Genomic DNA, 26,541 nt, shown 5'->3' with positions numbered 1-26,541 from the left:
CCCCGCCGGCATCCTCGGCGGATGAGCCTGAAATCCGAGCTGCACCACTACCTGAACCAGGGCCGGACCGCCGTCCTGTGGAAGCTGGAGGGCCTGTCCGAGTACGACGCCCGCCGCCCGCTGACCCCGACGGGCACCAACCTGCTGGGCCTGGTGAAGCACCTGGCGATCGTGGAGAGCGGCTACTTCGGCGGCGTCTTCGGCCGGCCGTACCCCAAGGAGGCGCTCGACCCGGCCGAGGACGAGGAGAACTCGGACATGTGGGCCACCGAAGCCGAGTCGATGGAGTCGGTGATCGACTTCTACCGCCACGTCCAAGCGCACTCGGACGCCACCATCGAGGCGCTGGACCTGGACGCGCCGGGCTCCGTCCCGTGGTGGCCGGAGGAGCGCCGGGCGGTGACCCTGCACAAGATCCTGATCCACATGGCCACCGAAACCCACCGCCACGCGGGGCACGCCGACATCGTGCGGGAGCTGATCGACGGCGCGGTCGGCCACCGACCCGGCACCTCGAACCTGCCCGACGAGGACCGTGACTGGTGGCGGAACTACGTGGCGAACCTCGAACGGATCGCCCTGCGCTTCAAGTAAACCGCTGCCCGGCGCCCCGGCCCCGGAGGTCGGGGCCGGGCAGGGCCTCCCAGACGTCGACCACTCGATCAGGCTGGGTCAGGCGCCAATCAGGGTGGGCCAGGCATCGATCAGACGGAATCAGGCATCATCGGTCAGACGGTCCACCGTGGCTCCGAGCTTCCTCAGGTTCTCGACGAACCCCGGGTAGCCGCGCTCGATGTGGAACACCTCGTGCACCTCGGTCGACCCGTCGGCGCACAGACCGGCCAGCACGAGTCCCGCTCCCGCGCGGATGTCCGAGGCCCACACGGGCGCGCTGGACAGGCGTTCCACCCCGCGCACCACGGCGTGGTGGCCGTCCGTGCGGGCGTCGGCGCCCAGCCGCACCATCTCGTCGATGAACCGGAACCGGGCTTCGAACAGGTTCTCCGTGATCATCGAGGTGCCTTCGGACACGCTCGACAGGGCGATCGCGAACGGCTGGAGGTCGGTGGCGAAACCCGGGTAGGGCAGCGTCACGAAGTCGACCGACTGGGGCCGACCTCCCTGCACCACGCGGAACCCGTGGTCGAGGGTCGTGACCTCCGCGCCGGCCTCCCGCAGCTTCTCCAGCACCAGGTCCAGGTGGTGCGGGTCGACGCCGCGCACGGTGATGTCACCCCGCGTCATGGCCGCGGCGAAGGCCCAGGTCGCGCCGACGATCCGGTCACCGATGACGCGGTGCTCGGTCGGGCGCAGCGATTCGACGCCGTGCACGGTGAGGGTCGACGTGCCCGCACCCTCGATCTTCGCGCCCATCTCCTGGAGCATCACGCAGATGTCCACGATCTCGGGTTCGCGGGCGGCGTTGTCGATGACGGTGGTGCCGTTCGCGAGGACCGCGGCCATCAGGATGTTCTCGGTGGCGCCGACGCTCGGGAAGTCGAGCCAGATCTGCGCGCCGTGCAAGCCCTCGGCTTCGGCGACGACGCACCCGTGCTCGATCTCGCTGTGCGCGCCCAGCTTGCGCAGCCCGTTCTGGTGCATGTCCAACGGCCGCGAGCCGATCGCGTCACCACCGGGCAACGCCACCACGGCCCGCTTGCAGCGGCCGACGAGGGGACCCAGGACGCAGACCGACGCGCGCAGCTTGCCCATCGCCTCGGAGTCGGCCCGGTGGTTCAACGTGGCGGGGGTCGTGATGGTCACCACGTCACCGACCAGCTCGACCTCGCAGCCGAGGCTCCGCAGGACGTCGGCCATGAGCGGCACGTCCAAGATCTCCGGGCAGTTGGTGATGGTGGTCGTGCCCTCCGCCAGCAACGCGGCGGCCATCAGCTTCAACACGCTGTTCTTGGCACCGACGACCTCGACCTCGCCGACCAGCCGCGCACCGCCTTGAACCCGGAAGTGCTCGCTCACCAAGGAAACTCCTCTTGTCGGGACTGGGCGCAATCGTACGGACGCACTGAATCAAGCCAGTGCCCGGAGCCCCTTACAGTGCTTGATATGGCGGTTCACCTAACCAGGATCTACACGCGCGTGGGCGACGACGGCACCACGGGCCTCGGCGACTTCAGCCGCGTGCCGAAGACGTCCCCGAGGATTTCGGCTTACGCGGACGTGGACGAGACGAACGCCGCGCTCGGCGTGGCCCTGGCACTGGGCGACTTGGCGGACGACGTCGCCGAGGTCGTGCGCAAGGTGCAGAACGACCTGTTCGACGTCGGCGCGGACCTCTGCACCCCGGTCACACCGGACCCCAAGTACCCGCCGCTGCGCGTCACGCAGCCCTACATCGACCGCCTCGAAGCCTGGTGTGACGACTTCAACACCCGACTGGGCAAGCTCGACTCGTTCATCCTCAACGGCGGCACCCCCGGCGCGGCACTGCTCCACCAGGCCCGCACCATCGCCCGACGCGCGGAACGCAGCACGTGGTCCTTGGTGGAAGCAGAACCGGACCAAACGGGCACACTCCCAGCCAAATACCTGAACCGCTTGTCGGACTTGCTGTTCATCCTCGCGCGAGTGGCCAACCCGGACGGCGACGTACTGTGGCAACCCGGCGGCAACAACGCCGACGCCTGACTACCCGCACGCGCAGGTCCCCAACCCACGCACTCGGCAAGCCCGCCGGTCGCCGCCGGGTGGGCCGAACGGGACCCGAGGAGGTGCACCCAGGGCCGCGCACCCGGCAAGGCACAGCTGCGGCCTCTTCAGCCCCTATGTGTGCGGCGACCCCTATGTGTGCGGCCACGCCGCACGCCCCACCCCGCTGCGTGTCATCCCCGTATGGCCTGCGCGCCAGCGAACCGCGCTCGTTCCCAGGGCGCAAACACGCACTTCGTTTGCGCCCTGGGAACGAGGGTGGTTGTCTTGACCAGGCCATACGGGGATGACACGCAGCCCGCACTTCACGTCATCCTTGGCGGCCTGCCAAGCGGCGAGCGTCGCTTTTAAGCTTTCAACCGGTCGCGTCCTCAAGACGCCCAGGGAATAGACCGCCCCGGAGGCGCGGACTCCAGCCACGACAGGAAGCCGGTCAACGCGTCCGGCCCCATGGCGATCTCCACGGTCTCCCCACCCGCTCCACGACAGCGCAACACCACCGCACCCGTGGGCATGGCGTACGCCTCCGAAGCCGTGGGCTCCCGCCGGTCGTCGATCTCGAAGCCGTCCCGGTCGATCACGCGGTCCGGGCCGGTGCGCAGGCTGAGCACCCGGGACCACACGAACGCGTCCCCCCGGTAGTGGCCGACACCGAGGTGCCACCCCCGACCGTTGACGTCGATCCGCGTCCGCAGGGCGACGTGCACACCACCGGCGCGAAGCAGGCGGATCCGGCGCCACGCGAAGTAGGCGAGGACCACCACCGCGACGAACAGGACCACCCCGACGACTTCGGCGATCCCCACGGCGCTTGTCCGCTCGTCCGCGTCAGGCCGAGTGACCCGCGGCGCGCAGCCGCGCGATGGCCCTGGCGCGTTCCACCTCGTCCGCGTCGGCCAACGCCGAGCGGGCCTCCTCCACGTCGATCTCGTGGGCCAGCTCGGCGGCCTCGGCGAGGACGCTCACGCCGTCACCGGTCACCGACAGGAACCCGCCGTGCACGGCCGCGGTCACCAGCTCTCCACCGGCGGTGCGGATGCGCACGACGCCACCTTCGACGAGCTGGCCGAGCACCGGTTCGTGACCGGAGAGGATGCCGATCTCGCCCTCGGTCGTCTGCGCGACCACTGAGGTGGCCGTCCCGGACCACAGGAGTCGTTCCACGGCGACCAGCTGGACGGTCATCTCGGCCACGCGCATCTCCCTATGTCCCGGCGCTGTAGTCACCGCCAGTCTAAACGGTCACCCGAAGCGAGCGCCGCACCAGCCACCCTCAGCGGTCGGCTACGTTCGGTACCACCCTCCTGGTGGTCGCTCCAACGGTAGCCGAGTCACGCTCAAGCCCTTCCTCCCACCCCTTAAGGCCAGTTCAGCCCCACACGCAGTCGCGAGTGGACCCCGCACCGACGAGTGGGAGACTCCACGACGTGCCCGTTCCGAAGTCGCTCCTCGGTCGCGCGTTCACCTTGCTCTCCGTGTTCACCGCGGACCGGCCCACGGCGACGCTGTCCGAGTTGAGCCGCCACTCCGGGCTGCCGCTGAGCACCACGCACCGCCTGGTCCGCGAGCTGGTGGCGTGGCGCGCGCTGGACCGCGACGAGACGGGCCGCTTCACGATCGGCCTGCGCCTGTGGGAGCTGGGCGTGCTCTCCCCCGGCTCCCTCGACCTCCGCGACCGCGCGCTGCCCTACCTGGAAGACCTCTTCGACGTGACGCGGCACAACGTGCAACTGGCGATCCGGGACGGCCTGGAGGTGGTCTACGTGGAGCGCCTGGCGGCCAAGGACGCCGTCAGCGTGCTCACCAGGATGGGCTCGCGGATGCCGCTGCACGCCACCGGCGTCGGCCTGGTCCTGCTCGCCCACGCGCCGCACGAGGTCCAGGAGGACGCCCTGGCGGCTCCTCTCAAGCAGTACACCCGGCACACCGTCGTCAGCGCGGGCAAGCTCCGGGAGGTCCTCGCCGCCGTGCGCCGCGACGGTTACGCCGTCGCCGACCGGCAGATCGAGCCGATCACGTACTCCGTCGCGGCTCCCGTGCGCGGCCGGCGCGGGGACGTCGTGGCCGCCGTGTCCGTCGTCGTCCCCGTGGAAACCCGGACCGACACCGTCGTCCCCGCGGTCCGGGCGTGCGGCAGGGCGATCTCTCGCTCTCTGGGGTGGCGCTGACTCGCCGGCCCAGCCACCACAGCAACCCAGCCACCACAGCAACCCAGCCACCGCAACGCAAAGCCCGCCCGACCCCACGAGGGACCGGACGGGCTTCCGCGGTTGCTCAGACCCGCGCAGAACTCACTTGCCGGCGAGCTTCTTGGCGTTGGCCTCGACGTCGTCCAACCCGCCGCAGCTGAAGAACGCCTGCTCCGGGAAGTGGTCGAACTCGCCCTTGCAGACGCGGTCGAACGCCTCGACCGTGTCCTTGATCGACACGAACGACCCCGGCTGGCTGGTGAACTTCTCCGCGACGAAGAAGTTCTGGCCGAGGAAGCGCTCCAGGCGACGGGCGCGGCCGACGAGGACCTTGTCCTCCTCGGACAGCTCGTCCATGCCGAGGATGGCGATGATGTCCTGGAGTTCCTTGTACTTCTGGAGGATCCGCTTGACCTCCTGCGCCACCCGGTAGTGCTCGTCGCCGACGATCGACGGCTCCAGGATCCGGGAGGACGAGGACAGCGGGTCCACCGCCGGGTAGATGCCCTTCTGGGAGATCGGACGGGAAAGCTCCGTCGTCGCGTCCAGGTGGGCGAACGTGGTCGCCGGGGCGGGGTCGGTGTAGTCGTCCGCGGGCACGTAGATGGCCTGGAGCGACGTGATCGACTTACCCCGGGTGGAGGTGATGCGCTCCTGGAGCTCACCCATCTCGTCGGCCAGCGTCGGCTGGTAGCCCACGGCCGACGGCATCCGGCCCAGCAGGGTCGACACCTCGGAGCCGGCCTGGGTGAACCGGAAGATGTTGTCGATGAACAGCAGCACGTCCTGGTTCTGGACGTCGCGGAAGTATTCCGCCATGGTCAGCGCGGACAGCGCGACGCGCATACGCGTGCCGGGCGGCTCGTCCATCTGACCGAACACGAGGGCCGTGTCGTTGAGCACGCCCATCTCCTCCATCTCCAGGAGGAGGTCCGTGCCCTCACGGGTGCGCTCGCCGACGCCGGCGAACACCGACGTGCCGGAGAACTCGCGGGCGATACGGGTGATCATCTCCTGGATGAGCACCGTCTTGCCCACGCCCGCGCCGCCGAACAGGCCGATCTTGCCGCCCTTGACGTACGGGGTGAGGAGGTCGATGACCTTGATGCCCGTTTCCAGGATCTCGGTCTTGCCCTCCAGCTGGTCGAACGCGGGGGCCTTGCGGTGGATCTCCCACTGCTCGCCGTCGCGGCCGAGGCCCGGCGAGTCCAGGCAGTCGCCCAGCGCGTTGAACACGTGGCCCTTGACGACGTCGCCGACGGGCACCTTGATGGCGCTGCCGGTGTCGGACACGGTCGCGCCGCGCACCAGGCCGTCGGTCGGCTGCATGGAGATGGTGCGGACCAGGTTGTCACCCAGGTGCTGGGCGACCTCCAGGGTCAGCGTCTTGGCCACCGCTTCGTAGGTGATCTCGACGTGCAAGGCGTTGAACAACTCGGGGACCGCGTCGCGCGGGAACTCCACGTCGACGACGGCGCCAATCACCCGGACCACACGGCCGGTGCGGGTGGTGGTGGCAGTAGCACTCATGTCACTCATCACTTCCTGCGCCACCGGTAAGCGCGGAGGCGCCACCGACGATCTCGCTGATCTCCTGGGTGATCTGGGCCTGGCGGGCCGCGTTCGCCTGGCGGCTGAGGTTGCGCACCAGCTCGGTGGCGTTGTCCGTCGCCGCCTTCATCGCGGTCCGCCGGGCCGCCGACTCCGACGCCGCCGCTTCCAGCAGTGCCGAGAACAGCCTGGTCTTCACGTACTTGGGCAGCAGCGCGCCGAGCAGCGCTTCCGCGTTCGGCTCGAACGAGTACACCGACCGGATGCCGCGCTCGGCCGGGGCGTACTCGACCTCCATCGGCGCGATGCGCTTGGCGATCGGCTGCTGGCTGAGCATCGAGCGGAACTCGGTGTACACCACGTGCAGCTCGTCGACGCCCTGGCCGCCGTTCTCGGTGCCCTCCAGGAACGCCGGCACCACCACGTCGCCGATCTCGGCGGCGTTGACGTAGTACGGGAGCTGGGAGAACCCGGTCCAGTCGGCCGTGATGTCACGCCGGCGGAACCGGTAGTACCCGACGCCCTTGCGACCGACGACGTAGAGCACCGGCTCCTTGCCCTCGGACCGCAGCAGCGCGAGCAGCTCCTCGGTCGCCTTCAGCACGTTGGCGTTGTAGCCGCCGCACATGCCCTTGTCGCTGGTGACGACGATGACGCCGGCGCGCTTCGGCGCCTTGCGCTCGGTCAGCAGCGGGTGGTCGAGGTTGGCCGACGCGCTCGCCAGGGCGGAGAGCACGCCGGTGATCTCCTCGGCGTACGGGCGCGAGGCCGCCACCCGCGTCTGGGCCTTGGCCAGCCGCGAGGTGGCGATCAGCTCGTACGCCTTGGTGATCTTCTTGGTCGAGTTGACCGTCCGGATCCGCTGGCGCAGCTCTCGAATCTGTGCCGCCATGCCTACGTCACTTCTCGGCCGGAGCGGGTCGGTTGACCTTCACCGACTCGTGTCCGACCTTGTCGGCGTCCATCGCGTCCGCGGGCGCCTCGTTGACCACGTTGGCGCCGCCGGAGGCGGTGAACTGCTGCTTGAACGCGTTGACCGCATCCACGATGCGCTTCTCGGCGTCGTCGGACAACGTCTTCGCCTCGCGGATGCCGGAGAGGATGACGTCGTGGTTGCGGCGCACGTAGTCCAGGAACTCACCCTCGAACCGGCGGACGTCCGCCACCGGCACGGAGTCGAGGTGGCCCTTGGTGCCGAGGTAGATCGAGACGACCTGCTCCTCGACCGGCACCGGCGAGTATTGGCCCTGCTTGAGCAGCTCGACCAGGCGCGCGCCGCGGTCCAGCTGGGCGCGGGAGGCCGCGTCCAGGTCGGAGGCGAACGCGGAGAACGCCTCCAGCTCGCGGAACTGCGACAGGTCGAGGCGCAGCGAGCCGGAAACCTGCTTCATGGCCTTGATCTGCGCGGCGCCACCGACGCGGGACACCGAGATACCCACGTTGACGGCCGGGCGGACACCGGCGTTGAACAGGTCCGACTCCAGGAAGCACTGGCCGTCGGTGATCGAGATGACGTTGGTCGGGATGTAGGCCGACACGTCGTTCGCCTTGGTCTCGATGATCGGCAGACCGGTCATCGAGCCGCCGCCCATGGCGTCGGACAGCTTCGCGCAGCGCTCCAGCAGGCGCGAGTGCAAGTAGAAGACGTCGCCCGGGTACGCCTCGCGGCCCGGCGGGCGGCGCAGCAGCAGGGAGATGGCGCGGTACGCCTCGGCCTGCTTGGTCAGGTCGTCGAAGATGATCAGGACGTGCTTGCCCTGGTACATCCAGTGCTGGCCGATGGCCGAGCCGGTGTACGGGGCGAGCCACTTGAAGCCCGCGGAGTCGGACGCCGGCGCCGCCACGATCGTGGTGTACTCCAGCGCGCCCGCCTCCTCCAGCGCGGCCTTGACGCCCGCGATGGTGGAGCCCTTCTGGCCGACGGCGACGTAGACGCAGCGGACCTGCTGGTTCGGGTCGCCCGAGTCCCACGCCTTCTTCTGGTTGATGATCGTGTCGATGCAGACCGCGGTCTTGCCGGTCTTGCGGTCGCCGATGATCAGCTGGCGCTGGCCGCGGCCGATCGGGGTCATCGAGTCGATGGCCTTGATGCCGGTCTGCATCGGCTCGCCCACCGGCTGGCGCTCCAGGACGGTCGCCGCCTGGAGTTCCAGGGCGCGGTTGTCGTCGGCCACGATGTCGCCGAGGCCGTCGATGGGCTGGCCGAGGGGGTTGACCACCCGGCCGAGGAAGCCGTCGCCGACCGGGACGGAGAGCACCTGGCCGGTCCGCCGGACCTCCTGGCCCTCTTCGATCTTGTCGAAGTCGCCCAGGATGACCGCGCCGATCTCGCGCACTTCCAGGTTCAGGGCCACGCCGAGCACGCCGCCGGGGAACTCCAGCAGCTCGTTGGTCATGGTGCCGGGCAGACCCTCGACGATGGCGATGCCGTCGTAGGTCTCCGCGACGACGCCGACCTCTTCCCGGCTGACTTCCGGGGAGTAGGTCGAGACGTACTTCTCGATCGCACTGCGGATCTCGTCCGACGAGATCGTCAGCTCCGCCATGTCGTTCCTGCTCTCACTTCGTTAAAGGAAAGGGGCTTCGAGGGCCGCGGTTCCGGGTGGTTCAGCCGGCGAGGTCGCGGCGCAGGGCCGACAGCCGACCGGCCACGCTCCCGTCGATCACTTCGTCGCCGATCTTGATCACCAGACCGCCGCGCAGCGCGGGGTCCACCTCGACGTGCAGCGCGATCGGCCGCGAGTAGATGCGGGTGAGCGTGGCTTCGAGGCGTTCGCGCTGCCCCGCGTCCAGCTCGACCGCCGAGCGGACGTGGGCCACGGAGCGCTCGCGCCGCTTGGCCGCCAGCGCCGCGAGGTCGGCCAACCCGCCGACGACGCCCTGACCACGCGGTTCGCGCACCAGCTGGTCGACCAGGACCTTGGTGGTCTCGTCCACCTTGCCCGCGACGAGGCCGTCCAGCAGCGCCACCTTGCCGTCCGCGGGCGCCGCCGGGTCGGTCAGCGCCAGCTCCAGCTCGTGGTTGCCGGCGATGATCCGCCCGAGGCGGAACAGCTCGTCCTCCACGGAGTCGAGCTTGCCGTCCCGCTCGGCCCGCACCAGCAGCGTGGTGCGGGCGAGCGACTCGACGCCGTCGACCAGCTCACGCGGGCTGGACCAACGGGCCGTGACGACCGTGGCCAGCACCTGGAGCGCCCCGTCGGAGACCCTGCCGTCGAGCAGGCCGCGGAGCAGCTGCTCGCGACCGGCCGCCTCGGTGGAGGCGTCGGCCAGGGCCCGGCGCAGTGCGGGCTGCCTGCTCAGCAGCCCGACCACCGAGAACAGCTCCTGACCCAGCTCGGCCGGGGCGGCGCTGTTCCCGGCGCCATCCAGGACCTCCAGCAACCGCAGTTCAGCGGCGGCCAGCGCGTCCCGACTTGCGGCGTGCAGCGTCATCGACGTTCCCTCACTTGGCGGCCGGAGCCGACGTGTCGTCCAGGTCGGCGAGGAAGCGGTCGACGGTGCCCTTGCGGCGCACCTCGTCCTCCAGCGACTCGCCCACGACCCGGTCGGCCAGGTCGATCGCCAGCCTGCCCAGCTCGCCGCGCAGCTCCGCGACGATCTGCGCACGCTGGGTCTCCAGCTGGGTCTGGCCCTGCGCGACGATCCGCGCGGACTCCTCCTGCGCCTTGGCCCGCAGCTCGCTGATGATCTGCTCACCCTCGATGCGCGCGTCGTCGCGGATGCGGGCCGCCTCGGCACGGGCCTCGGCCAGCTGCGCCTTGTACTGCTCCAGCGTCTCCTGGGCCTGGGCCTGCGCCTGCTCCGCCTTCTCGATCCCGCCCTCGATCTTGGCGGCACGCTCGGCGTACAGCGCCTCGAACTTGGGCGACACGAACTTCTTGATGATGAAGAAGAGCAGCAGGAAGGCGACCAGGCCGATGATGATCTCGGACGTGTGCGGCAGGACAGGGTTTTGCCCACCCTCTGCGGCCACGACGAGTGAATTCACCACAACTTCCTCCTCACACGTCGGACGGACGGTCAGCCGGTGGCGAGGAAGTAGACGACGAAGCCGAGCAGGGCGAGCACCTCGACGAGGGCGAAGGTGGTCCACGCGAGGCTGAGCAGAACGCCCCGGGCCTCAGGCTGGCGAGCCGTGCCGTTGATGACCGAGGAGAAGATCATGCCGACGCCGAGGGCCGGACCGATGGCGGCGAGGCCGTAGCCGATCGCGGCCAGACCGGCGTCCGTCACGCCCTTGGCGGCTTCCTGAGCAAGAACGATAGCGCTCACTTGTGCTGTTCCCTTTCCAACTCGGTCCGCGAGTGCTCGCGGATCGGAGGCTTTGTGTTTTTCAGTGGTCCTCGGCCAGCGCCGCGCCGATGTAGTTGGCGGACAGCAGGGCGAAGATGTACGCCTGGAGCACCATGATCAGCGCCTCCAGGAAGGTCAGCGCAATGGCGAAGGCGAAGGCAACGGGTGCGACCACAACGGTGATGCCGCCGTTGAGCAGCAGGAACTCGCCGGCGATGGTGAAGACCATCAGCAGCAGGTGACCCGCGAACATGGCGGCGAACACCCGGATCGCCAGCGTGAGCGGGTTCAGGAAGAACTTCTGGAAGAACTCGATCGGCGTCAGCAGGATCAGCACGAACCACGGCGCGCCGGCCGGCACGGTCTGGTGCTTGAGGTAGCGCAGGAACCCGTGCCGCTTGATGCCGACGAAGTGGTATACCGGGTAGATGACCAGGACCGAGACCGCCAGCGGGAAACCGATGTGCGACATCGTCGGGAACTGGATGAACGGGACGATGCCGAACAGGTTGTTCACCAGGACGAACATGAACACGGTCAGCAGGAGGGGCACGAAGGGCTTGAAGTCCTTGGCGCCGATCTGCTCGCGGGCGATCGAGTTCCGGCCGACGTCGTAGACCGACTCGGCCACGAACTGGAACTTGCCGGGCACGAGCTTGAGGTTCCGCGAGCCCAGCAGGAAGAACGCACCGATGATGACGATCGAGAAGACCGCCAGCACCATCGGCTTGGTGACCTCGCCGAAGATCGGTGGGGGAAAGAAGTCCTTCACACCGGGCGCGACGAACTCGTCACCCGCGGCCAGCACCAACGTGGTCACTGTGTTCCTTCCGGTTCTCCCGGCCGGCGTTCACTCCGCCGGGGGAATCGTCACGATCGGGGCAAACGTACCTTACGCACCGCGCGCGCCCGCGAGAGGCACCCCATCCAGCAGGGACGTCCCGTGCGCGCGCACCGTACCAGCCTGGATCAGGAGTTCCCCGGAGCGGGGATGATCACCTGACTGCGGCTCCGCTTGGAAGCGCGGACCTCCATGAAGGTCGCCACGACGATGGTCGCGGCCATTGTCAGCGCCAGCGCGTTGACGTGCAGGACCGGGAACTTCCTCAGCAGCACCATCACCACCACGAGCAGGATGAGCTTCGCCAGGAAGCCGGCGAGCGCGGCGACCATGATGACCTGCACGGGCAGCGAGGCGGTGCGGTGCATCAGCCAGACCGTGATGAGCGAACAGGAGATGGCCAGCGCACCGCCGATGAGGGCGCCGATCAACCCGTCGGTCCCGGCCACCACGGTCCAGATCACCGCGGCGACGGCTACGGTGCCGAGCGCCACCCAGATGAGGCTGCGGAACATCTCACCCGCCAGCCGCTGGACGACCTTCTCGTGCGTCCACTCCTGACTCATGTCACCCCTTCCCACCGGTCGCAACCGAGTGTATGCGGCGCTCATGTCCGGCCTGACGCTCGGGGGTGGGGTGAGCGCTACTTCGCGAAGTCCGGGAGGTGCGGGGATGGGGTGATCGGGGCAGCGACGACGCCCGTGCGGCTCATCCGGGCCCGTCCCGTGCACCCCCGAATGGGCGTTATGTCCTGATCACCGTGCGTTGTCGAGTGTTCTCTTGATGTTCGCCACGAGCGAGCAGCGGTGCGTCTTAATTCACTCGGTGGGTTCAGCGGGGTGGCGGAGCCCACCGATCAGGACCGCCGCGCCTCGCGCAACCTCGGGATCGCCGACACCAGCAGCGCGAGCAGCAACCCGATCGCCAGGCACCACCCGACCACGGCCGCGTCGAACAACGTCAGCGCCACCGCGCCGAACGCCAGCACACCGGCCCACAAGTAGATCAGCAGCACGGCGCGGCGCTGCGAGTGGCCGATCTCCAGCAGCCGGTGGTGCAGGTGCATCTTGTCCGCGGAGAACGGGCTCTCACCGCGCCGTGTTCGCCGCACCACCGCCATCAGCAGGTCCAGCATCGGCACGAACAACACCGCCGCGACCACCAGCAGCGGCGACAGCAGGCCGAGCAGGTCGGCGGTCTCGATGGACTGGCCGGAACCGTCGATGGACCGGTAGTTCAGCTTGCCCGACGCCGACGTGACGGCGGCGGCCAGCATGAGGCCGATCAGCATCGAGCCCGAGTCGCCCATGAAGATCCGGGCCGGGTTGAAGTTGTGCGGCAGGAAGCCCAGGCACGCGCCGGCCAGCGTCGCCGCGATCAGCGCGGCCGGGTACGAGCCGACGTCGCCGCCGTTCTTCGCCAGCACGCCGATGCAGAACGCGCACGTGGCGGTCGCGGCGATCAGGCCGATGCCGGCGGCCAGGCCGTCCAGGCCGTCCACGAAGTTCATCGCGTTCACCATGGTGACCGCGAGCAGGACGGTCAGCAGCGCGCCCTGGTTCTGGTCCAGCACGAGCAACGAGCCGCGGCCGTCGCCGTCACCCCACGGCACCCAGAAGAACAACCACTGGAGGCCGAACAGGACGAGGATGCCCGCCGAGGTGACCTGGCCCGCGAGCTTCGTCAGCGAGTCCAGTTCGAACCGGTCGTCGAGCACGCCGACCAGCACGATCACGCCGCCGCCCGCGATGACCGCCCACGGGTCGTCGGAGAAGTCGAACGCGGCGCGCAGCACCGGGAGCTGGTGCGCCAGCAGCATCCCGCCGAGCACACCGCCGTACATGGCGAGGCCGCCCATGCGCGGCATGGGTTTGACGTGCACGTCCCGTTGGCGCGGGTAGGCCACCGCGCCGATCCGGAAGGCGAGCACGCGCACCAGGCCGACGAGGAGGAACGTGACGACGGCGGCGGTCAACGCGACGAGCAGGTACTCCCGCACCGGGAGGACGTTCGAGGTCTCGGGCAACGGGCCCACAGGTGCTAGCCCCTCGGGGATGGGGTTTCGGACGCTTCGGGCACCACGCTACTCCGATCGGGAAGATCCACTAGCGGGCGACCTCCACTTCGCCGCCCAGCACCTCGCGGATGTCCGCCAACGGCACCGCGCCCTCGCGCAGCACCAGCGGCTCGGGGCCGGTGAGGTCGACGATCGTGGACGCGACGTTCTCCTCCGACGGCCCGCCGTCCAGGTACACGCCGACGTTCTCGCCGAGCTGGTCCCACGCCTCCTGCGCGGTCGACGCGGGCGGGAAACCCGACTTGTTCGCGCTGGACACGGCCATCGGGCCCACGTCGCGCAGCAGCTCCAGGGCGACCGGGTGCAGCGGCATCCGCAGCATCACCGTGCCCCTGGTGTGCCCGAGGTCCCAGACCAGCGACGGCGCGTGCTGGAGGACCAGGGACAGCCCGCCCGGCCAGAACGCCTCGATCAGGGCGCGTGCCTGCCCCGGCACGGACAGCACGAGGCCGTCCACCGTGGACCAGGAGCCGACCAGCACCGGCACCGGCATGTCGGGGCCGCGGCCCTTCGCCTCCAGCAGGTAGCGGACGGCCTTGGCGTCGAACGCGTCGCAGCCGATGCCGTACACGGTGTCGGTGGGCAGGACCACCAGGCGCCCCGACCGCACCGCTCCGGCGGCGGCGGCGAGACCGGCTGTCCGGTCGGCGGGGACGGCGCAGTCGTAGAGGGTGCTCACGGTAGTGATCCTGGCACACCGGGTCTCGGGGCCTCCTGGTCGCCGGCAATCTCGGAGGGCAGCCGGCACCGCAGAGCCTCTCGGTAGCCGGCACCTCGGAGCGGCTTGGTAGCCGGCGCCGCAGAGCGGCTTGGTAGCCGGGCGCCTCGGAGCGGCTTGGTAGCCGGCGCCTACGAGCGCCGCGCCGTGGCGAACCGCGGCCGGCCCGCGAGGTCGGCGTGGTCGCGGACCCCGGTCAACACCCGCCGAGCGGAGAGCAGGGCCGGGACCGCCTCGCCGTGCGTGTCGTCGTGCTCGATGCCGACGTGCCCCCCGGGCTTGAGCAACCGCGCGGCGAGCCCCACCACCGAGCGGATGACGTCCAAGCCGTCCGCGCCGCTGAACACGGCCGCGTGCGGGTCGTGGTCGGCCACCTCGGGCGGCACGGGTGTGCCCTCGGGGACGTACGGCGGGTTGCACAGGACGAGGTCCACCGAGCCCTCCAGGTCGGGCAGCACGTCCGGCGCGGTGACGTCGCCGGCGTGCAGCCGGACCGGCGTGTCACCCGCGGCGGCACGTGCATCGGCGTTGCGCCGGGCCCACGCGAGGGCCACGGTGTCGCGTTCGACGGCGTGCACGGTGGCGCGCGGCAGCCGGTGGGCGACGGCGAGGGCGATCGCGCCGGAGCCCGTGCACAGGTCCACCACCACCGGGCGGTCCGCACCGGCCAACGTGGACAGTCCCCACTCGACCAGCAGCTCGGTTTCCGGGCGCGGGACGAACACACCGGGCCCGACGGCGAGGTCGACGCCCGCCAGGTGCGCGGTGCCGGTGAGGTGTTGCAGCGGGATGCGCGTGACGCGCTCCCGCACGATCCGGTGCAGCGCGTCCACCACCGGCGGGTCCACCAGCGGGATCAGCGGCAGCCTCGACCGCTCCACGCCCAGCACGTGCGCGGCGAGGAGTTCGGCGTCGACGCGGGGGCTCTCGACGCCCGCTGCGGCGAGCATTCGCTCGGCTTCCAGCACGGCCAGCCGCAGCGGGTGTCGGGTCATGGGGTGAGCCTAGCCCGCCCCTCAGAAGTTGATCATGTGACCGGCGAGGCCGTGCACCGCTTCCTTCACCGCTTCGCCGAGCGTCGGGTGGGCGTGGACGTTGCGGGCCACCTCGTGCACCGTCAGGTCCCACTGCTGCGCCAGGGTCAGCTCGGGCAGCAGTTCCGTCACGTCGGGCCCGATCAGGTGACCGCCCAGCAGCTCGCCGTACTTGGCGTCGCTGATCAGCTTCACGAAACCGGCCGAGTCGCCGATGCCGTGCGCCTTGCCGTTGGCGGTGAACGGGAACTTCGCGACCTTGACGTCGAAGCCCTGCTCCCGCGCCTGCGCCTCGGTGTAGCCGAAGCTCGCGATCTGCGGCTGGCAGTACGTGGCGCGCGGGATCATCACGAAGTCCAGCTCCATGGTCTCCGCGCCGGCGATGGTCTCCGCCGCGACGATGCCCATGGACTCGGCGGCGTGCGCCAGCATCAGCTTCGCCGTCACGTCGCCGATGGCGTAGATGTGCGGCACGTTCGTCCGCCCGCGACCGTCCACCGCGATCGCGCCGCGCTCGGTCAACCGGACACCGGTGTTCTCCAGGCCGTAGCCCTCCACCCGCGGCTGGAAACCGATGGCCTGCAACACCTTGTCCGCTTCGAGGACTTCCTCGGCGCCGTTCTTGGAGACGGTCACCCGGACCTTCGGGCCACTGTCGTCGATGGACTCCACGCGCGTGCCGGTGCGGACGTCGATGCCCAGCCGCTTGTACCGCTTCGCCAGCTCCGTGGACACCTCCACGTCCTCCAGCGGCACCACGCGGTCGAGGAATTCCACGATCGTGACCTTGACGCCGTAGTTGTGCAGCACGTAGGCGAACTCGACGCCGATCGCGCCCGCACCGGCGATGACGATGCTCTCCGGCAGCTCGGAGGAGAGGATCTGCTCCTCGTAGGTCACCACGCGCTCGGACAGCTTGGTGCCCGGCAGCAAGCGGGTGGTCGCACCGGCGGCGATGATGACGTTGTCGAACGTGACCCGCTCGTCGCCCACCTGGATGGTGTTGGCGTCCACGAACGTCCCGCGGCCGTTGTACTCCGTGATGCCGTTCTTCTTCATCAGGAAGTGCACGCCCTTGACGCGCCCGTCCGCCACCTTGCGGCTGCGGTCGAACGCCGCGCCGTAGTCGAACTTGACGGTGCCGTCGACCTGGATGCCGAAGGTCTTCTGCTCGTGCTGGAACAGGTGGGCCAGCTCGGCGTTGCGCAGCAGCGCCTTCGACGGGATGCAGCCCACGTTCAGGCAGACCCCGCCCCAGTAACGCTCCTCGATGACCGCCGTCTTCAGCCCGAGCTGGGCCGCCCGGATAGCGGCGACGTACCCGCCTGGCCCCGCACCGAGGACCACGACGTCAAAGTGTGCGCTCATGAACGACACACTAGGTGCCCAGTTGGTCCGACAAGAACTCGATGGTCCGACGCCACGCGTCCACGCGCGCGGCGGCCGTCGCGGCGGGCGTGCCGCCCGTCAGGAGCCGCACGCCGGGGCCCGGGACGGTGGTGGCCGTGGTCGGCCGGTGCGGCGGGCCGGCGATCAGGTGCCCTGCCTCCGGGTACACCACGTGCTCGTGCCGGAACGGGTGCGCGTGCGCGGTCAAGCGGCGTTCCGCGACCTCGCTCAACGCCGCGGACGGCGCTGTTTCGTCCGCACCGGGTGAGAGCAGCAACACACCGCCGGCGATGCGCTCCACCGGGATCTCGGCCGCCTCCGGGATGCCGTCCGACAGGTCGTACGCCAGGCGCAGCGGGATCGGCTCGCCGTTCACCACGCGGTGGCGGAGGTTTCCCTGGATCGTGTATGGCAAGTACGGCAATGGATCACCGCGGTAGGTCCACGCCGCCGCTTCGTGGTCCAGCTTCTGGAGGAGGCGCTTGCCCGGCCCGATGCACTGGGTGACCACGCCCGAGCCCGCGACGCTCACGGCGGCTTTGAGGGCGGGGAAGGTCGCGGCGGCCAGGAGTGCCAGTTCGCCGCCCCTTGAGCTGCCCAGGACGCCGATGGAGGTCGTTTCGGGGGTCAGGTGGTCGATCGCCGCGGCTACGTGCTCCAGGGGGACGTCCACGAGGTCTTCGGGGGTGTTCTCGTCGCCGTAGTACGTCAGGGCGAGGGTGGTGAAGCCGTGGCCGGCGAGCAGTGCCGCGTCCAGTTCCGGGCGGTCGCGGTTCCCCAGGACGATCACGCCCGGGGCGTTTGCGCCGGATCGGGTGAACTTGGTGGCCGAGAGCGCTGGGATCTCGGTCCTCGTTATGCCGTCCGGGATGTGGAGGCGTTCCACCTCGGTTCGGAGGTGGGTGGTGCTCGTGGTGACTTCGATGGTGATGTGGTGCGGGGTTGCTTCGCCGGGACGCATCGACCAGAACAACCCCATCGGGTCCACGCCCGAGTAGTCGCCGCTGATCGGCGCGTGCCTGGCGAGGTCCACCACGCCGCGCTCGTCGGCTCGGAACACCGCCTCGGCATGGCTCGCCTGGACCGGGGCCTCGGTTTGGTCCGGAGCTTTGGTTCGGCTTCTGTGGCCTGGAGCTTTGGTTCGGCTTCCGTGGACTGGAACCTCGGTTCGGCTCCCCTGGACTGGAGCCCTGGAGGAGACCCTGATCCTTGCCTCGGAGTCGGCGGGCAAGCCCAGCACGCGGACGTCCAGCGTGGCGTCCAGCGGAGCACGTTGAGCGACTGCGATTTCCGCCACGCTGCCCTCCGCTCAGCCCCCCGCGAGGCGCTCCGCCCGGTCTGCCGCGGCGAGGGCGTCGAGCACGGAGTCCAGGTCGCCGTCCAGGACCTGATCCAGGTTATGCGCTTTGTACCCGACCCGGTGGTCGGAGATGCGGGATTCCGGGAAGTTGTAGGTCCGCACCCGCTCGGACCGGTCCACCGTGCGGATCTGCGTGCGGCGGGCGTCCGACGCCTCCTGCTGCGCCCGCTCCTCGGCCAGCGCCTGGAGCCGCGCCTGGAGGACCTGCATCGCGCGGGCCTTGTTCTGGAGCTGGCTGCGCTCGTTCTGGCACGACACGACGATGCCCGTCGGCAGGTGCGTGATGCGCACCGCCGAGTCGGTGGTGTTGACGCTCTGCCCGCCCTTGCCGGACGACCGGAACACGTCCACCCGGAGGTCGTTCTCGTCGATCTCGATCTCGACGTCCTCGGTCTCCGGGAAGACCAGGACACCGGCCGCGCTGGTGTGGATGCGCCCCTGGCTCTCGGTCACCGGCACGCGCTGGACCCGGTGCACGCCGCCCTCGTACTTCAACCGCGACCAGACGCCGTCCGGGCCGTCGGCGCGGGACTTGATCGCCACCGTGACGTCCTTGAAGCCGCCCAGGTCGGAGTCGGTGCCGTCCAGCACCTCGGCCTTCCAGCCCTGGCGCTCCGCGTACCGCAGGTACATGCGCAGCAGGTCGCCCGCGAACAACGCCGACTCCTCGCCGCCCTCACCGGACTTGATCTCCAGCACCACGTCCGCCCCGTCGTGCGGGTCGCGCGGGAGGAGGAGTTCGGTCAGCCGCGCCTCGATCTTCGGGATGCGCTCGGTCAGCTCCGCCACCTCGTCCGCGAACGCCGAGTCCTCCGCGGCCAGCTCGCGTGCCGCCTCCAGGTCGCTGCGCGCGCCCTCCAGCTCGCGTGCCGTGCGGACGATCGGGGTCAGCTCGGCGTACCGCTTGCCCAGCTTGCGCGCACCCGCCTGGTCGGCGTGCACCGAGGGGTCGGCGAGCTTGGTCTCCAGCTCGGCGTGCTCGGCTAGCAGGGATTCCAGTGTCACGGCGGCGCTCCGGCTGTGGTGCGGAAGGGGTGAGAAGACGACAAAGGCGTCCACCCCTCCGGGGAGGAGGTGGACGCCGTGCGTGGAGCTACTTGCCCTTGCGCTTGCCGTAACGGGCCTCGAAGCGCGCGACCCGGCCACCGGTGTCGAGGATCTTCTGCTTACCGGTGTAGAACGGGTGGCAGTTCGAGCAGACCTCGACGTGGATGGAGCCGGAGGTCTTCGTGCTGTGCGTGGTGAACGTGTTCCCACAGCCGCAGGTGACCTCGGTCGTCACGTACTCGGGGTGAATGCCGGTCTTCAACGTCTTGTCCCTCTCTTCGGTGGCCGCCGGGTCCTCGGTGTTCCCTGAGGTGAACCGGAGCCGGACTCGACCTGACAGTGTGCCAGATGTGGTCTGCATGGGTGAAAACGCACTACCCGCCTGGGATGTTCCCCGGGGGGTGGCGTGTGGTGCCGGAGCGCGGTGCCGGAGCACGGTGCCGGAGCACGACCCCCGAAGCGCGGTGCCGGAGCGCGGCCCCAGAGCGCGGCCCCGGAGCGCGGAGCGACATCCCGGAGCGCGGAGAGTGGTGCCGCTTGTCGTAGCGGATCGACCATTTGGCGCATGAAGTAGCCGTTGGACTACTGAGAGCGGTCACGGGAGGCCCCGCCCCGGAAAACTGGCCCCCGTGCTGTGCGTATCCGGACGCCCGCTGCGGTTGGTGGCGTGGCTGGCTGTGCCGTTCCTGTTCGCCAGCGCTGTGCTGGGACTCACTGGGCTCGCCGGGTTGTTCGTCGGCGCCCCGCGGGACATCGGGTTGTCGAGTTCGCTGTTCGGCGCTTCGGTCGCGGTGGGGATCGGTGGCAGCGGACTGGTCGCCTGGCGTGGCACGTGGCAGCGGGTGTGGCTGCGGTGGGGTTGGCTCGGCGGGTGGCTGCTGCTCGGGATCGCGGTGGACGGTGTGAAGGTGCCGGTCGTCCTCGCGGTCGCGGTGGGTGTGCCGGTGGTGTTGCTGCTGGTGGGGCAGTGCATAGCGGAGCGGAGACGGACGGCTGAGGCCGGGTGCGAACAAGATAAGAGCGACGCTCGCCGCTTGGCAGGCCGCCAAGGATGACATCAAGGGCGGGCTGCGTGTCATCCCCGTATGGCCTGGTCAAGACAACCACCCTTGGTCAGGGAGGGCAAGCGAAAAGCGTGCTTGCCCTCCCTGACCAAGCGCGGTTCGCTGGCGCGCAGGCCATACGGGGATGACACGCAGCGAGCCGGAGTGCGCGGCGAAGCCGCGGAACGACTTGCCGGCAACCTCGCCTCGCCCCCGAGCGGTTATCCGCCCTACCGCACCACCGCCCAGCCCGGCCCCACCGCCACTCCCCGCCCCACCTCGCCACCACCAACCAGCCGGCCAGCCCCGCCGCATCTCACCCTGCCTGCCGCACCACCGCCGGCCAGCCGGCCCGACCCACCGCCACTCCCTCACTTCGCCGCACCACCACCAACCAGCCGGCCCCGCATCTCCCGTGCCGCACCGGCCCCCACCTCGTCACCCGCAAATGCGAGAGAGCCCCGCCGGGCCGGCGGGGCTCTCTCCTCTTACTGGCGTTGCGCGGGGCACGGCGCGACCGTGCCCCGTCCGGCGCGTCAGTCGTTGTCCGCGCCCGGGGTCGTCTTCGCCACCTGCATCAGGAACTCGATGTTGGTCCGGCTCTTGCGGAGACGGTCCAGCAGGAGGTCGATCGCCTGCTGGCTGTCCAGCGCGTGCAGGACGCGGCGGAGCTTGTGCATGACCGCCAGCTCATCGGGCGACAGGAGCAGGTCTTCCTTGCGCGTACCGGACGAGTCGACGTCCACGGCCGGGAAGGTGCGCTTGTCCGCGATCTTGCGGTCGAGCTTCAGCTCGGCGTTGCCGGTGCCCTTGAACTCCTCGAAGATCACGCTGTCACCGGCGGAACCCGTCTCGACCAGGGCGGTCGCGATCACCGTGAGGCTGCCGCCACCCTCGATGTTGCGCGCCGCGCCGAGGAAGCGCTTCGGCGGGTACAGGGCGGTCGAGTCGACACCACCGGACAGGATCCGGCCGCTCGCCGGGGCCGCCAGGTTGTAGGCGCGGCCGAGGCGGGTGATCGAGTCGAGCAGCACGACCACGTCGTGACCCATCTCGACCAGGCGCTTCGCCCGCTCGATGGCCAGCTCGGAGATCGTGGTGTGGTCCGACGGCGGCCGGTCGAAGGTCGAGGCGATGACCTCGCCCTTCACCGAGCGCTGCATGTCGGTGACCTCTTCCGGGCGCTCGTCCACCAGGACCACCATCAGGTGGCACTCCGGGTTGTTCTTCGTGATCGCGTTCGCGATCGACTGGAGAACGGACGTCTTGCCGGCCTTCGGCGGGGAGACGATGAGCGCGCGCTGCCCCTTGCCGATCGGCATCACCAGGTCGATGACGCGCGTCGTCAGGATGTGCGGCTCGGTCTCCAAGCGCAGGCGCTCGTTCGGGTAGAGCGGCGTCAGCTTGGTGAAGTCGGGGCGGTTCTTCGACTCCTCCGGGTCCAGGCCGTTGATCTTGTCGACGCGGACCAGCGGGTTGAACTTCTGCCGCTGCTGCTCGCCCTCGCGCGGCTGCCGGACGGCGCCGATGATGGCGTCACCGCGGCGCAGGCCGTACTTGCGGACGAGGGAGAGGGAGACGTAGACGTCGTTCGGCCCGGCGAGGTAGCCGGAAGTCCGCACGAACGCGTAGTTCTCCAGCACGTCCAGGATGCCCGCGACGGGCAGCAGGACGTCGTCCTCGCGCACCTCGGTGTCCGCGCCGCCACCCGTGCCGTCGCCACGACCACCACGACGCCGCCGGTCGCGGAACCGACGACCCCTGCGGCCACCGTCCTCGTCACCGTCGTCATCCGGCTGGCTGTGCTGCCGATTGCGATCCGAGCGGTCCGAGCGGTCCGACCTGTCGGACCTGTCGGAGCGATCGGACCTGTCGGAACGGTCCGAGCGGTCGCCCCTCTCGGAGCGGTCGTCGCGGTTGCGGTTGCGGTCCCGGCTGCCGCGCTCGCCTCGGTCGGAGCGCTCGCCGCGGTCGGAGCGGTCCGAGCGGTCGCCCCGTTCCGAACGGTCGGAGCGGTCGCCTCGGTCCGAGCGGTCCGTGCGCTGGTCGGCGCGGTCCTGCTGGGGCTGCGCCTGGGTGTCGGCCGTCGCGGGCTGGGTTTCCGGGGTGCCGGCCGGGCGGTTGGCGGAACGGCGGCGGCGGCTGTTGCGGCGGCTGCCCTCCTCCTCGCCTGCCGGGCGGTCGGCCACGTCCAGCTGCTGCTGGGTCGGCTTGTCCACCGGCTTGTCGCTGCCGGTGGTGGAGCCGGTCGTGGGCGCGGTTGCCTGGGTGTCCGCGGGCCGGCCGGGCGTGGTGGTCGTCGCCTGGCCGGCGGGTGCGCCGGACTGGGACTGGCCGTCCTGGGTGCCGCCGGTGGACTGGGCGCCGGTTGCGGCGCGGTCCGCTGCCGAGCGCGACGAAGCGGTCGCCCTGGTGGGGGCGGGCGCCTCGGCGGTCGCTTCGGCGGCGGCCTTGTCCTTCTTCGGCGGCGTCGCGGCACTGCCCCGACCGGAGGTGCCGCCCTGACGCTCCTTGATGGCCGCGATGAGGTCGCCCTTGCGGAGTCCGGCGGTGCCGGTGATGCCGAGCTGACCTGCGAGTTCACGAAGTTCGGCGAGCACCATGCCGGAGAGGCCGGCGCGCTTGCGCGGCGGGGCGCTGCCGTTCGAAGGGGTGGACAGAGCGTTCTCCTCGGCTCCGGAACTGGCAGCGGCGTTGGGAGCAGCTGGAGCTTCGCTGCTCAGCACATCAGTGTTGCTCACACATGTCCTTCCTGACCGGACCGCGCCTCCTACGCGGCCCAGCGGACCTGCCGTCCGACGGAATGCGGACTGGCAGTTTTCGCCTGCTCCAGAGGACCTCGGCGTGCGGAAACACGCGCGAAAACGGAGTCCACCGGCACGAGACGTTCTCGGTCACACGGCGAGCGGGTGCCTTCCAGCGCCAACCCCGTCCATACGGCACAGGGCCAAGTCACTGGAGGAATGCGATCCGGAGCGAGTGTCCGGGCACCACACCGGCGCCCGTGCGCGCGGTGACTGATGGCCCCGAGGGTAGACGGCGGTCCGGCCACGTGCAACAACCGGGGCGCGGCGCGTCGTGTCACTCAGCCGAGTGGCGCAACGCGCACTCCCGTCACATCAACCGGAACGTGGTGGGGTGTGAAACCGCTCACGTCCACCCCTTCGGGGAGCTTGCCGTCCTCGGGTAGTGCCAGGACCGTGGGTCCGGCACCCGAGACGGCAGCCGGCACTCCGGCTTCCCGTAGCGTCTTGACCAGCGCGAACGTCGCCGGCCAAGCCGCCTCCCGATACGTCTCGTGCAAGCGGTCGTCCAGGGCGGTGTGCAGCAGGGCCGGGTCGGTGGTCAACGCGTGCACGGCCAGCGCGGCCCGGCCGGCGGCGAACGCGGCGTCCCCGTGCGGCACGGCCGCCGGCAGCAGCCCGCGGGTCGTGCTCGTCTCCGATCGGTGGTTCGGGACCAGCGCCACGGGCGCGAGGTCCGGGTGCGGGTCGAGCCGCGCCGCGTGGAAGCGGTCACCCTCCGACCAGGCGATCACGACGCCGCCCAGCATCGCCGCCGCGGCGTTGTCGGCGTGCCCCTCGAACTCCGCGGCGAGTTGCAACGCGCTCGTGTCCAACTCGTGCCCGGCCAACGCGTATCCGGCCGCCACACCCGCCACCACGGCCGCCGACGAGGAGCCGAGGCCGCGGGCGTGCGGGATGGTGTTGTGGCAACGCAGGCGCAACCCCGGCACGTCGAGCGCGAACCGCGCGCACGCGGCGCGGAAGGCGCGCACCACGAGGTGACCCTCGTCGTCCGGCACGCCGTCCGCGCCCTGGCCCTCGACCTCGATGGCCAAGCCGCCCGCCGTGACCTCGAACTCCAGCTCGTCGTGCAGGCCCAGGGCCATGCCGAGGGCGTCGAAGCCGGAGCCGAGGTTCGCGGTGGACGCCGGGACGGTGACCCGGACGCCGGTCATGCCAGTTCCAGCGCGGTGGCGACCGCGCCGGGGTCGACCGGGACGGGCTCGACCTCGGCCATGCCGAGCAGCGCCGTGTCCGGGTCCTTCAACCCGTGGCCGGTCACCGTGCAGACGACCGTGGAGCCCTTCGGCAGCCGGCCGTCGGCGGCGGTGGCGAGCAGGCCCGCCACGCTGGTCGCGGAGGCGGGCTCCACGAAGATGCCGTCGTGCGCGGCCAGCAGCCGGTACGCCTCCAGGATGCGCTCGTCGGTGACGGCCTCGAACAGCCCGCCCGACTCCTCCTTCGCGGTGACCGCGCCCGCCCACGACGCGGGGCTGCCCACGCGGATCGCGGTCGCCACGGTCTCCGGGTTCGCCACCGGCTCGCCGAGCACCAGCGGCGCGGCGCCCGCGGCCTGGAAGCCGAACATGCGCGGCGCGGAGTCGGTGATCCCCTCGGCGCGGTAATCGGAGTAACCACGCCAGTACGCCGTGATGTTGCCCGCGTTGCCGACCGGCAGGCAGTGCACGTCCGGCGCGCGGCCCAGGACGTCGCAGATCTCCCACGCCGCCGTCTTCTGGCCGATCAGCCGGACCGGGTTCACCGAGTTCACCAGCGTCACCGGGTACTCGGCGGAGGTCTTGCGGGCCAGTTCGAGGCAGTCGTCGAAGTTGCCGTCGATCTGGAGGATGCGCGCGCCGTGCGCCACGGCCTGCGCGAGCTTGCCGAGCGCGATCTTGCCGCGCGGCACCAGCACGGCCGCGGTGAGGCCCGCCTTGGCCGCGTACGCGGCGGCCGACGCCGACGTGTTGCCGGTGGACGCGCAGATCACCGCCTTGATGCCGCTGGCCAGCGCGTGCGTCATGGCCACCGTCATGCCGCGGTCCTTGAACGAGCCGGTCGGGTTCGCGCCCTCCACCTTGACGTGGACCCGGCACCCGGTGACGTCGGACAGGTAGTCCGAGGCCACGAGCGGCGTGCCGCCCTCGTGGAGGGTGACGACCCGCGCGCCCTCCGGGAGTTCGATCCGGTCCGCGTAGGCGTGGATGATGCCGGGCCAGCCCGGCCGCACACCCGTTTGGATCGTCATGTCTCTTCGCCTTCCACCCGCATCACGCTGACCACTTCCCGAACCACGGGCAGTCCGCCGATTTTGTCCACGGTCGACCGCAGTGCCGCGTCGGTCGCGGCGTGGGTGACGATCACCAGTCCGGCGTCGTCCACCCGTCCCTCCTGCCGGACCGCGGCGATGCTCACGTCGTGCTCCGCGAACACCGCCGCGACCTGCGACAGCACACCCGGCTTGTCGGCCACGTCGAGGCTGATGTGGTACCGGGTGGGCGTCTGGCCCATCGGCCGCGCGGGCAGCGCGGCGTACGCCGACTCCCGCGGGCCGCGCCCGCCCTGCACCCGGTTGCGGGCCACGGCGACCAGGTCGCCGAGCACCGCGCTGGCCGTGGGCGCGCCACCCGCGCCCTTGCCGTAGAACATCATCTCGCCCGCCGCGTCGGCTTCCACGAACACCGCGTTGAACGCGCCGTGCACGCCCGCGAGCGGGTGCGTCCGGGGGATCATCGCCGGGTGCACGCGCACGGACACCGACTCCGCGCCGCCCTGGGTGACGCGCTCGCAGATGGCGAGCAGCTTCACGGTCCGGCCGAGGCCCTTCGCGGCGGCGATGTCGGCGGCGCTGACCGACGCGATGCCCTCGCGGTGCACCTCGGCGGCCGTCACGCGGCTGTGGAAGGCCAGCGACGCCAGGATCGCGGCCTTCGACGCGGCGTCGAACCCGTCCACGTCGGCGGTCGGGTCGGCCTCCGCGTAGCCGAGGCGGGTGGCCTCCTCCAGCGCCTCCCCGTAACCCGCGCCGGTGGCGTCCATGCCGGAGAGGATGAAGTTGGTGGTGCCGTTGACGATGCCCATCACCCGCGTGATGCGGTCACCCGCCAACGACTCGCGCAGCGGCCGGAGCAGCGGGATCGCACCCGCCACGGCCGCCTCGAAGTACAGGTCCGCGCCGGACCGGTCGGCCGCCTCGAACAGCTCGGCCGAGTGCTCGGCGAGCAGCGCCTTGTTGGCGGTGACCACCGACTTGCCCGCGTTGAGCGCCTTGAGCAGCCAGGTGCGCACCGGCTCGATGCCGCCGATGACCTCCACCACCACGTCGACGTCGGACTCCAGCAGCGCGTCGACGTCGGTGGTCAGCAGTTCGGCGGGCACCTCGCGGTGCTTGTTGGGCTTGCGCACCGCGATGCCGGCCAGCTCGACGGGCGCGCCGACGCGCGCGGTGAGGTCCGGCGCCTGGTCGGTCAGCAGGCGGACCACCTCGGTGCCGACCGTGCCGCAGCCGAGCAGCGCGACTTTGATCGGGGCAGGGGCAGGCAC

Annotated in this window: 26 protein-coding genes; 4 read left to right on the top strand and 22 right to left on the bottom strand. The window is 70.4% G+C overall.

The window, feature by feature from the left end; genetic code table 11:
- Positions 1-21: 21 nt before the first annotated feature.
- Positions 22-594, top strand: a complete 573-nt coding sequence (locus KZQ38_RS04815) for a DinB family protein (RefSeq protein WP_219438740.1) — start codon at positions 22-24, stop codon at positions 592-594.
- A gap of 120 nt (positions 595-714) precedes the next feature.
- Here KZQ38_RS04815 and murA read toward each other — a convergent pair whose 3' ends face one another.
- Positions 715-1,977, bottom strand: coding sequence for a UDP-N-acetylglucosamine 1-carboxyvinyltransferase (murA, locus tag KZQ38_RS04810; RefSeq protein ID WP_219438738.1), 1,263 nt, complete (start codon positions 1,975-1,977; stop codon positions 715-717).
- Positions 1,978-2,064: 87 nt separating this feature from the next.
- Between murA and KZQ38_RS04805 the strand changes: the two genes are divergently transcribed.
- Positions 2,065-2,646 (top strand): cob(I)yrinic acid a,c-diamide adenosyltransferase, encoded by a 582-nt coding sequence (locus KZQ38_RS04805; RefSeq protein ID WP_219438736.1) that lies wholly within the window; start codon positions 2,065-2,067, stop codon positions 2,644-2,646.
- A 392-nt stretch (positions 2,647-3,038) separates the two neighbouring features.
- Here the strand turns inward: KZQ38_RS04805 and KZQ38_RS04800 are convergent, their stop codons facing one another.
- Together KZQ38_RS04800 and KZQ38_RS04795 are read right to left on the bottom strand one after the other, a co-directional pair.
- On the bottom strand, positions 3,039-3,473 hold the full coding sequence (locus KZQ38_RS04800; RefSeq protein ID WP_219438734.1) for a DUF2550 domain-containing protein: 435 nt from the start codon (positions 3,471-3,473) through the stop codon (positions 3,039-3,041).
- 22 nt (positions 3,474-3,495) lie between these two features.
- Positions 3,496-3,861, bottom strand: a complete 366-nt coding sequence (locus tag KZQ38_RS04795; RefSeq protein ID WP_219438732.1) for a F0F1 ATP synthase subunit epsilon — start codon at positions 3,859-3,861, stop codon at positions 3,496-3,498.
- Between the two features lie 233 nt (positions 3,862-4,094).
- Here KZQ38_RS04795 and KZQ38_RS04790 point away from each other — a divergent pair, with 233 nt between their 5' ends.
- Positions 4,095-4,835, top strand: a complete 741-nt coding sequence (locus KZQ38_RS04790) for an IclR family transcriptional regulator (RefSeq protein ID WP_308258241.1) — start codon at positions 4,095-4,097, stop codon at positions 4,833-4,835.
- Positions 4,836-4,958: 123 nt separating this feature from the next.
- Here the strand turns inward: KZQ38_RS04790 and atpD are convergent, their stop codons facing one another.
- From atpD to rpmE, 15 genes are all read right to left on the bottom strand, one after another.
- The gene (atpD, locus tag KZQ38_RS04785; RefSeq protein WP_219438728.1) at positions 4,959-6,395 is read right to left on the bottom strand and encodes a F0F1 ATP synthase subunit beta; all 1,437 of its coding nucleotides are present in this window, start codon (positions 6,393-6,395) and stop codon (positions 4,959-4,961) included.
- Positions 6,388-7,299, bottom strand: a complete 912-nt coding sequence (locus KZQ38_RS04780; protein WP_219438726.1) for a F0F1 ATP synthase subunit gamma — start codon at positions 7,297-7,299, stop codon at positions 6,388-6,390. Before KZQ38_RS04780 ends, atpD begins: the two co-directional genes overlap by 8 nt.
- Before the next feature lie 7 nt (positions 7,300-7,306).
- Positions 7,307-8,953, bottom strand: coding sequence for a F0F1 ATP synthase subunit alpha (gene atpA / locus KZQ38_RS04775; protein ID WP_219438724.1), 1,647 nt, complete (start codon positions 8,951-8,953; stop codon positions 7,307-7,309).
- Between the two features lie 61 nt (positions 8,954-9,014).
- Entirely contained in the window at positions 9,015-9,842 is an 828-nt protein-coding gene (locus tag KZQ38_RS04770; protein WP_219438722.1) for a F0F1 ATP synthase subunit delta, read from the bottom strand.
- Between the two features lie 10 nt (positions 9,843-9,852).
- Positions 9,853-10,401 (bottom strand): F0F1 ATP synthase subunit B, encoded by a 549-nt coding sequence (locus KZQ38_RS04765; protein ID WP_308258240.1) that lies wholly within the window; start codon positions 10,399-10,401, stop codon positions 9,853-9,855.
- Positions 10,402-10,430: 29 nt separating this feature from the next.
- Entirely contained in the window at positions 10,431-10,682 is a 252-nt protein-coding gene (locus KZQ38_RS04760) for an ATP synthase subunit C-like protein (protein WP_219438720.1), read from the bottom strand.
- Positions 10,683-10,743: 61 nt separating this feature from the next.
- On the bottom strand, positions 10,744-11,523 hold the full coding sequence (gene atpB, locus KZQ38_RS04755; protein ID WP_219438718.1) for a F0F1 ATP synthase subunit A: 780 nt from the start codon (positions 11,521-11,523) through the stop codon (positions 10,744-10,746).
- Positions 11,524-11,672: 149 nt separating this feature from the next.
- On the bottom strand, positions 11,673-12,110 hold the full coding sequence (locus tag KZQ38_RS04750; protein WP_219438716.1) for a Cg1360 family ATP-synthase-associated protein: 438 nt from the start codon (positions 12,108-12,110) through the stop codon (positions 11,673-11,675).
- 290 nt (positions 12,111-12,400) lie between these two features.
- Positions 12,401-13,579: a glycosyltransferase family 4 protein gene (locus tag KZQ38_RS04745; protein WP_219438714.1), complete on the bottom strand. Its 1,179-nt coding sequence runs from the start codon at positions 13,577-13,579 to the stop codon at positions 12,401-12,403.
- Between the two features lie 70 nt (positions 13,580-13,649).
- On the bottom strand, positions 13,650-14,300 hold the full coding sequence (locus KZQ38_RS04740) for an L-threonylcarbamoyladenylate synthase (RefSeq protein ID WP_219438712.1): 651 nt from the start codon (positions 14,298-14,300) through the stop codon (positions 13,650-13,652).
- A 170-nt stretch (positions 14,301-14,470) separates the two neighbouring features.
- A complete protein-coding gene (prmC, locus tag KZQ38_RS04735; protein ID WP_219438710.1) occupies positions 14,471-15,334 on the bottom strand; it encodes a peptide chain release factor N(5)-glutamine methyltransferase in 864 nt (287 codons plus the stop codon).
- A gap of 21 nt (positions 15,335-15,355) precedes the next feature.
- On the bottom strand, positions 15,356-16,741 hold the full coding sequence (lpdA, locus tag KZQ38_RS04730; RefSeq protein ID WP_219438708.1) for a dihydrolipoyl dehydrogenase: 1,386 nt from the start codon (positions 16,739-16,741) through the stop codon (positions 15,356-15,358).
- Between the two features lie 10 nt (positions 16,742-16,751).
- A complete protein-coding gene (locus tag KZQ38_RS04725; RefSeq protein ID WP_372452204.1) occupies positions 16,752-17,822 on the bottom strand; it encodes an acyl-CoA thioesterase/bile acid-CoA:amino acid N-acyltransferase family protein in 1,071 nt (356 codons plus the stop codon).
- Between the two features lie 249 nt (positions 17,823-18,071).
- Positions 18,072-19,127: a peptide chain release factor 1 gene (prfA, locus tag KZQ38_RS04720; protein ID WP_219438704.1), complete on the bottom strand. Its 1,056-nt coding sequence runs from the start codon at positions 19,125-19,127 to the stop codon at positions 18,072-18,074.
- An 88-nt stretch (positions 19,128-19,215) separates the two neighbouring features.
- Complete coding sequence (gene rpmE / locus KZQ38_RS04715) at positions 19,216-19,431, bottom strand: 50S ribosomal protein L31 (protein ID WP_219438702.1); 216 nt, start codon at positions 19,429-19,431, stop codon at positions 19,216-19,218.
- A 367-nt stretch (positions 19,432-19,798) separates the two neighbouring features.
- Here rpmE and KZQ38_RS04710 point away from each other — a divergent pair, with 367 nt between their 5' ends.
- Complete coding sequence (locus tag KZQ38_RS04710; RefSeq protein WP_219438700.1) at positions 19,799-20,224, top strand: hypothetical protein; 426 nt, start codon at positions 19,799-19,801, stop codon at positions 20,222-20,224.
- A gap of 524 nt (positions 20,225-20,748) precedes the next feature.
- Here the strand turns inward: KZQ38_RS04710 and rho are convergent.
- The 4 genes from rho to KZQ38_RS04690 form a co-directional block, all read right to left on the bottom strand.
- Positions 20,749-22,953, bottom strand: a complete 2,205-nt coding sequence (rho, locus tag KZQ38_RS04705; RefSeq protein WP_308258239.1) for a transcription termination factor Rho — start codon at positions 22,951-22,953, stop codon at positions 20,749-20,751.
- A 344-nt stretch (positions 22,954-23,297) separates the two neighbouring features.
- Positions 23,298-24,173 (bottom strand): homoserine kinase, encoded by an 876-nt coding sequence (gene thrB, locus KZQ38_RS04700; RefSeq protein ID WP_219438698.1) that lies wholly within the window; start codon positions 24,171-24,173, stop codon positions 23,298-23,300.
- Entirely contained in the window at positions 24,170-25,246 is a 1,077-nt protein-coding gene (gene thrC, locus KZQ38_RS04695) for a threonine synthase (RefSeq protein WP_219438696.1), read from the bottom strand. The genes thrB and thrC overlap by 4 nt, the downstream gene beginning before the upstream one ends.
- Positions 25,243-26,541, bottom strand: coding sequence for a homoserine dehydrogenase (locus KZQ38_RS04690; protein ID WP_219438694.1), 1,299 nt, complete (start codon positions 26,539-26,541; stop codon positions 25,243-25,245). Before KZQ38_RS04690 ends, thrC begins: the two co-directional genes overlap by 4 nt.

Source organism: Saccharothrix obliqua (assembly GCF_019375475.1).
Lineage (GTDB): Bacteria > Actinomycetota > Actinomycetes > Mycobacteriales > Pseudonocardiaceae > Actinosynnema > Actinosynnema obliqua.
The sequence above is the reverse complement of the archived record's forward strand: the minus strand, read 5'-3'. Positions and strand labels throughout refer to the sequence as shown.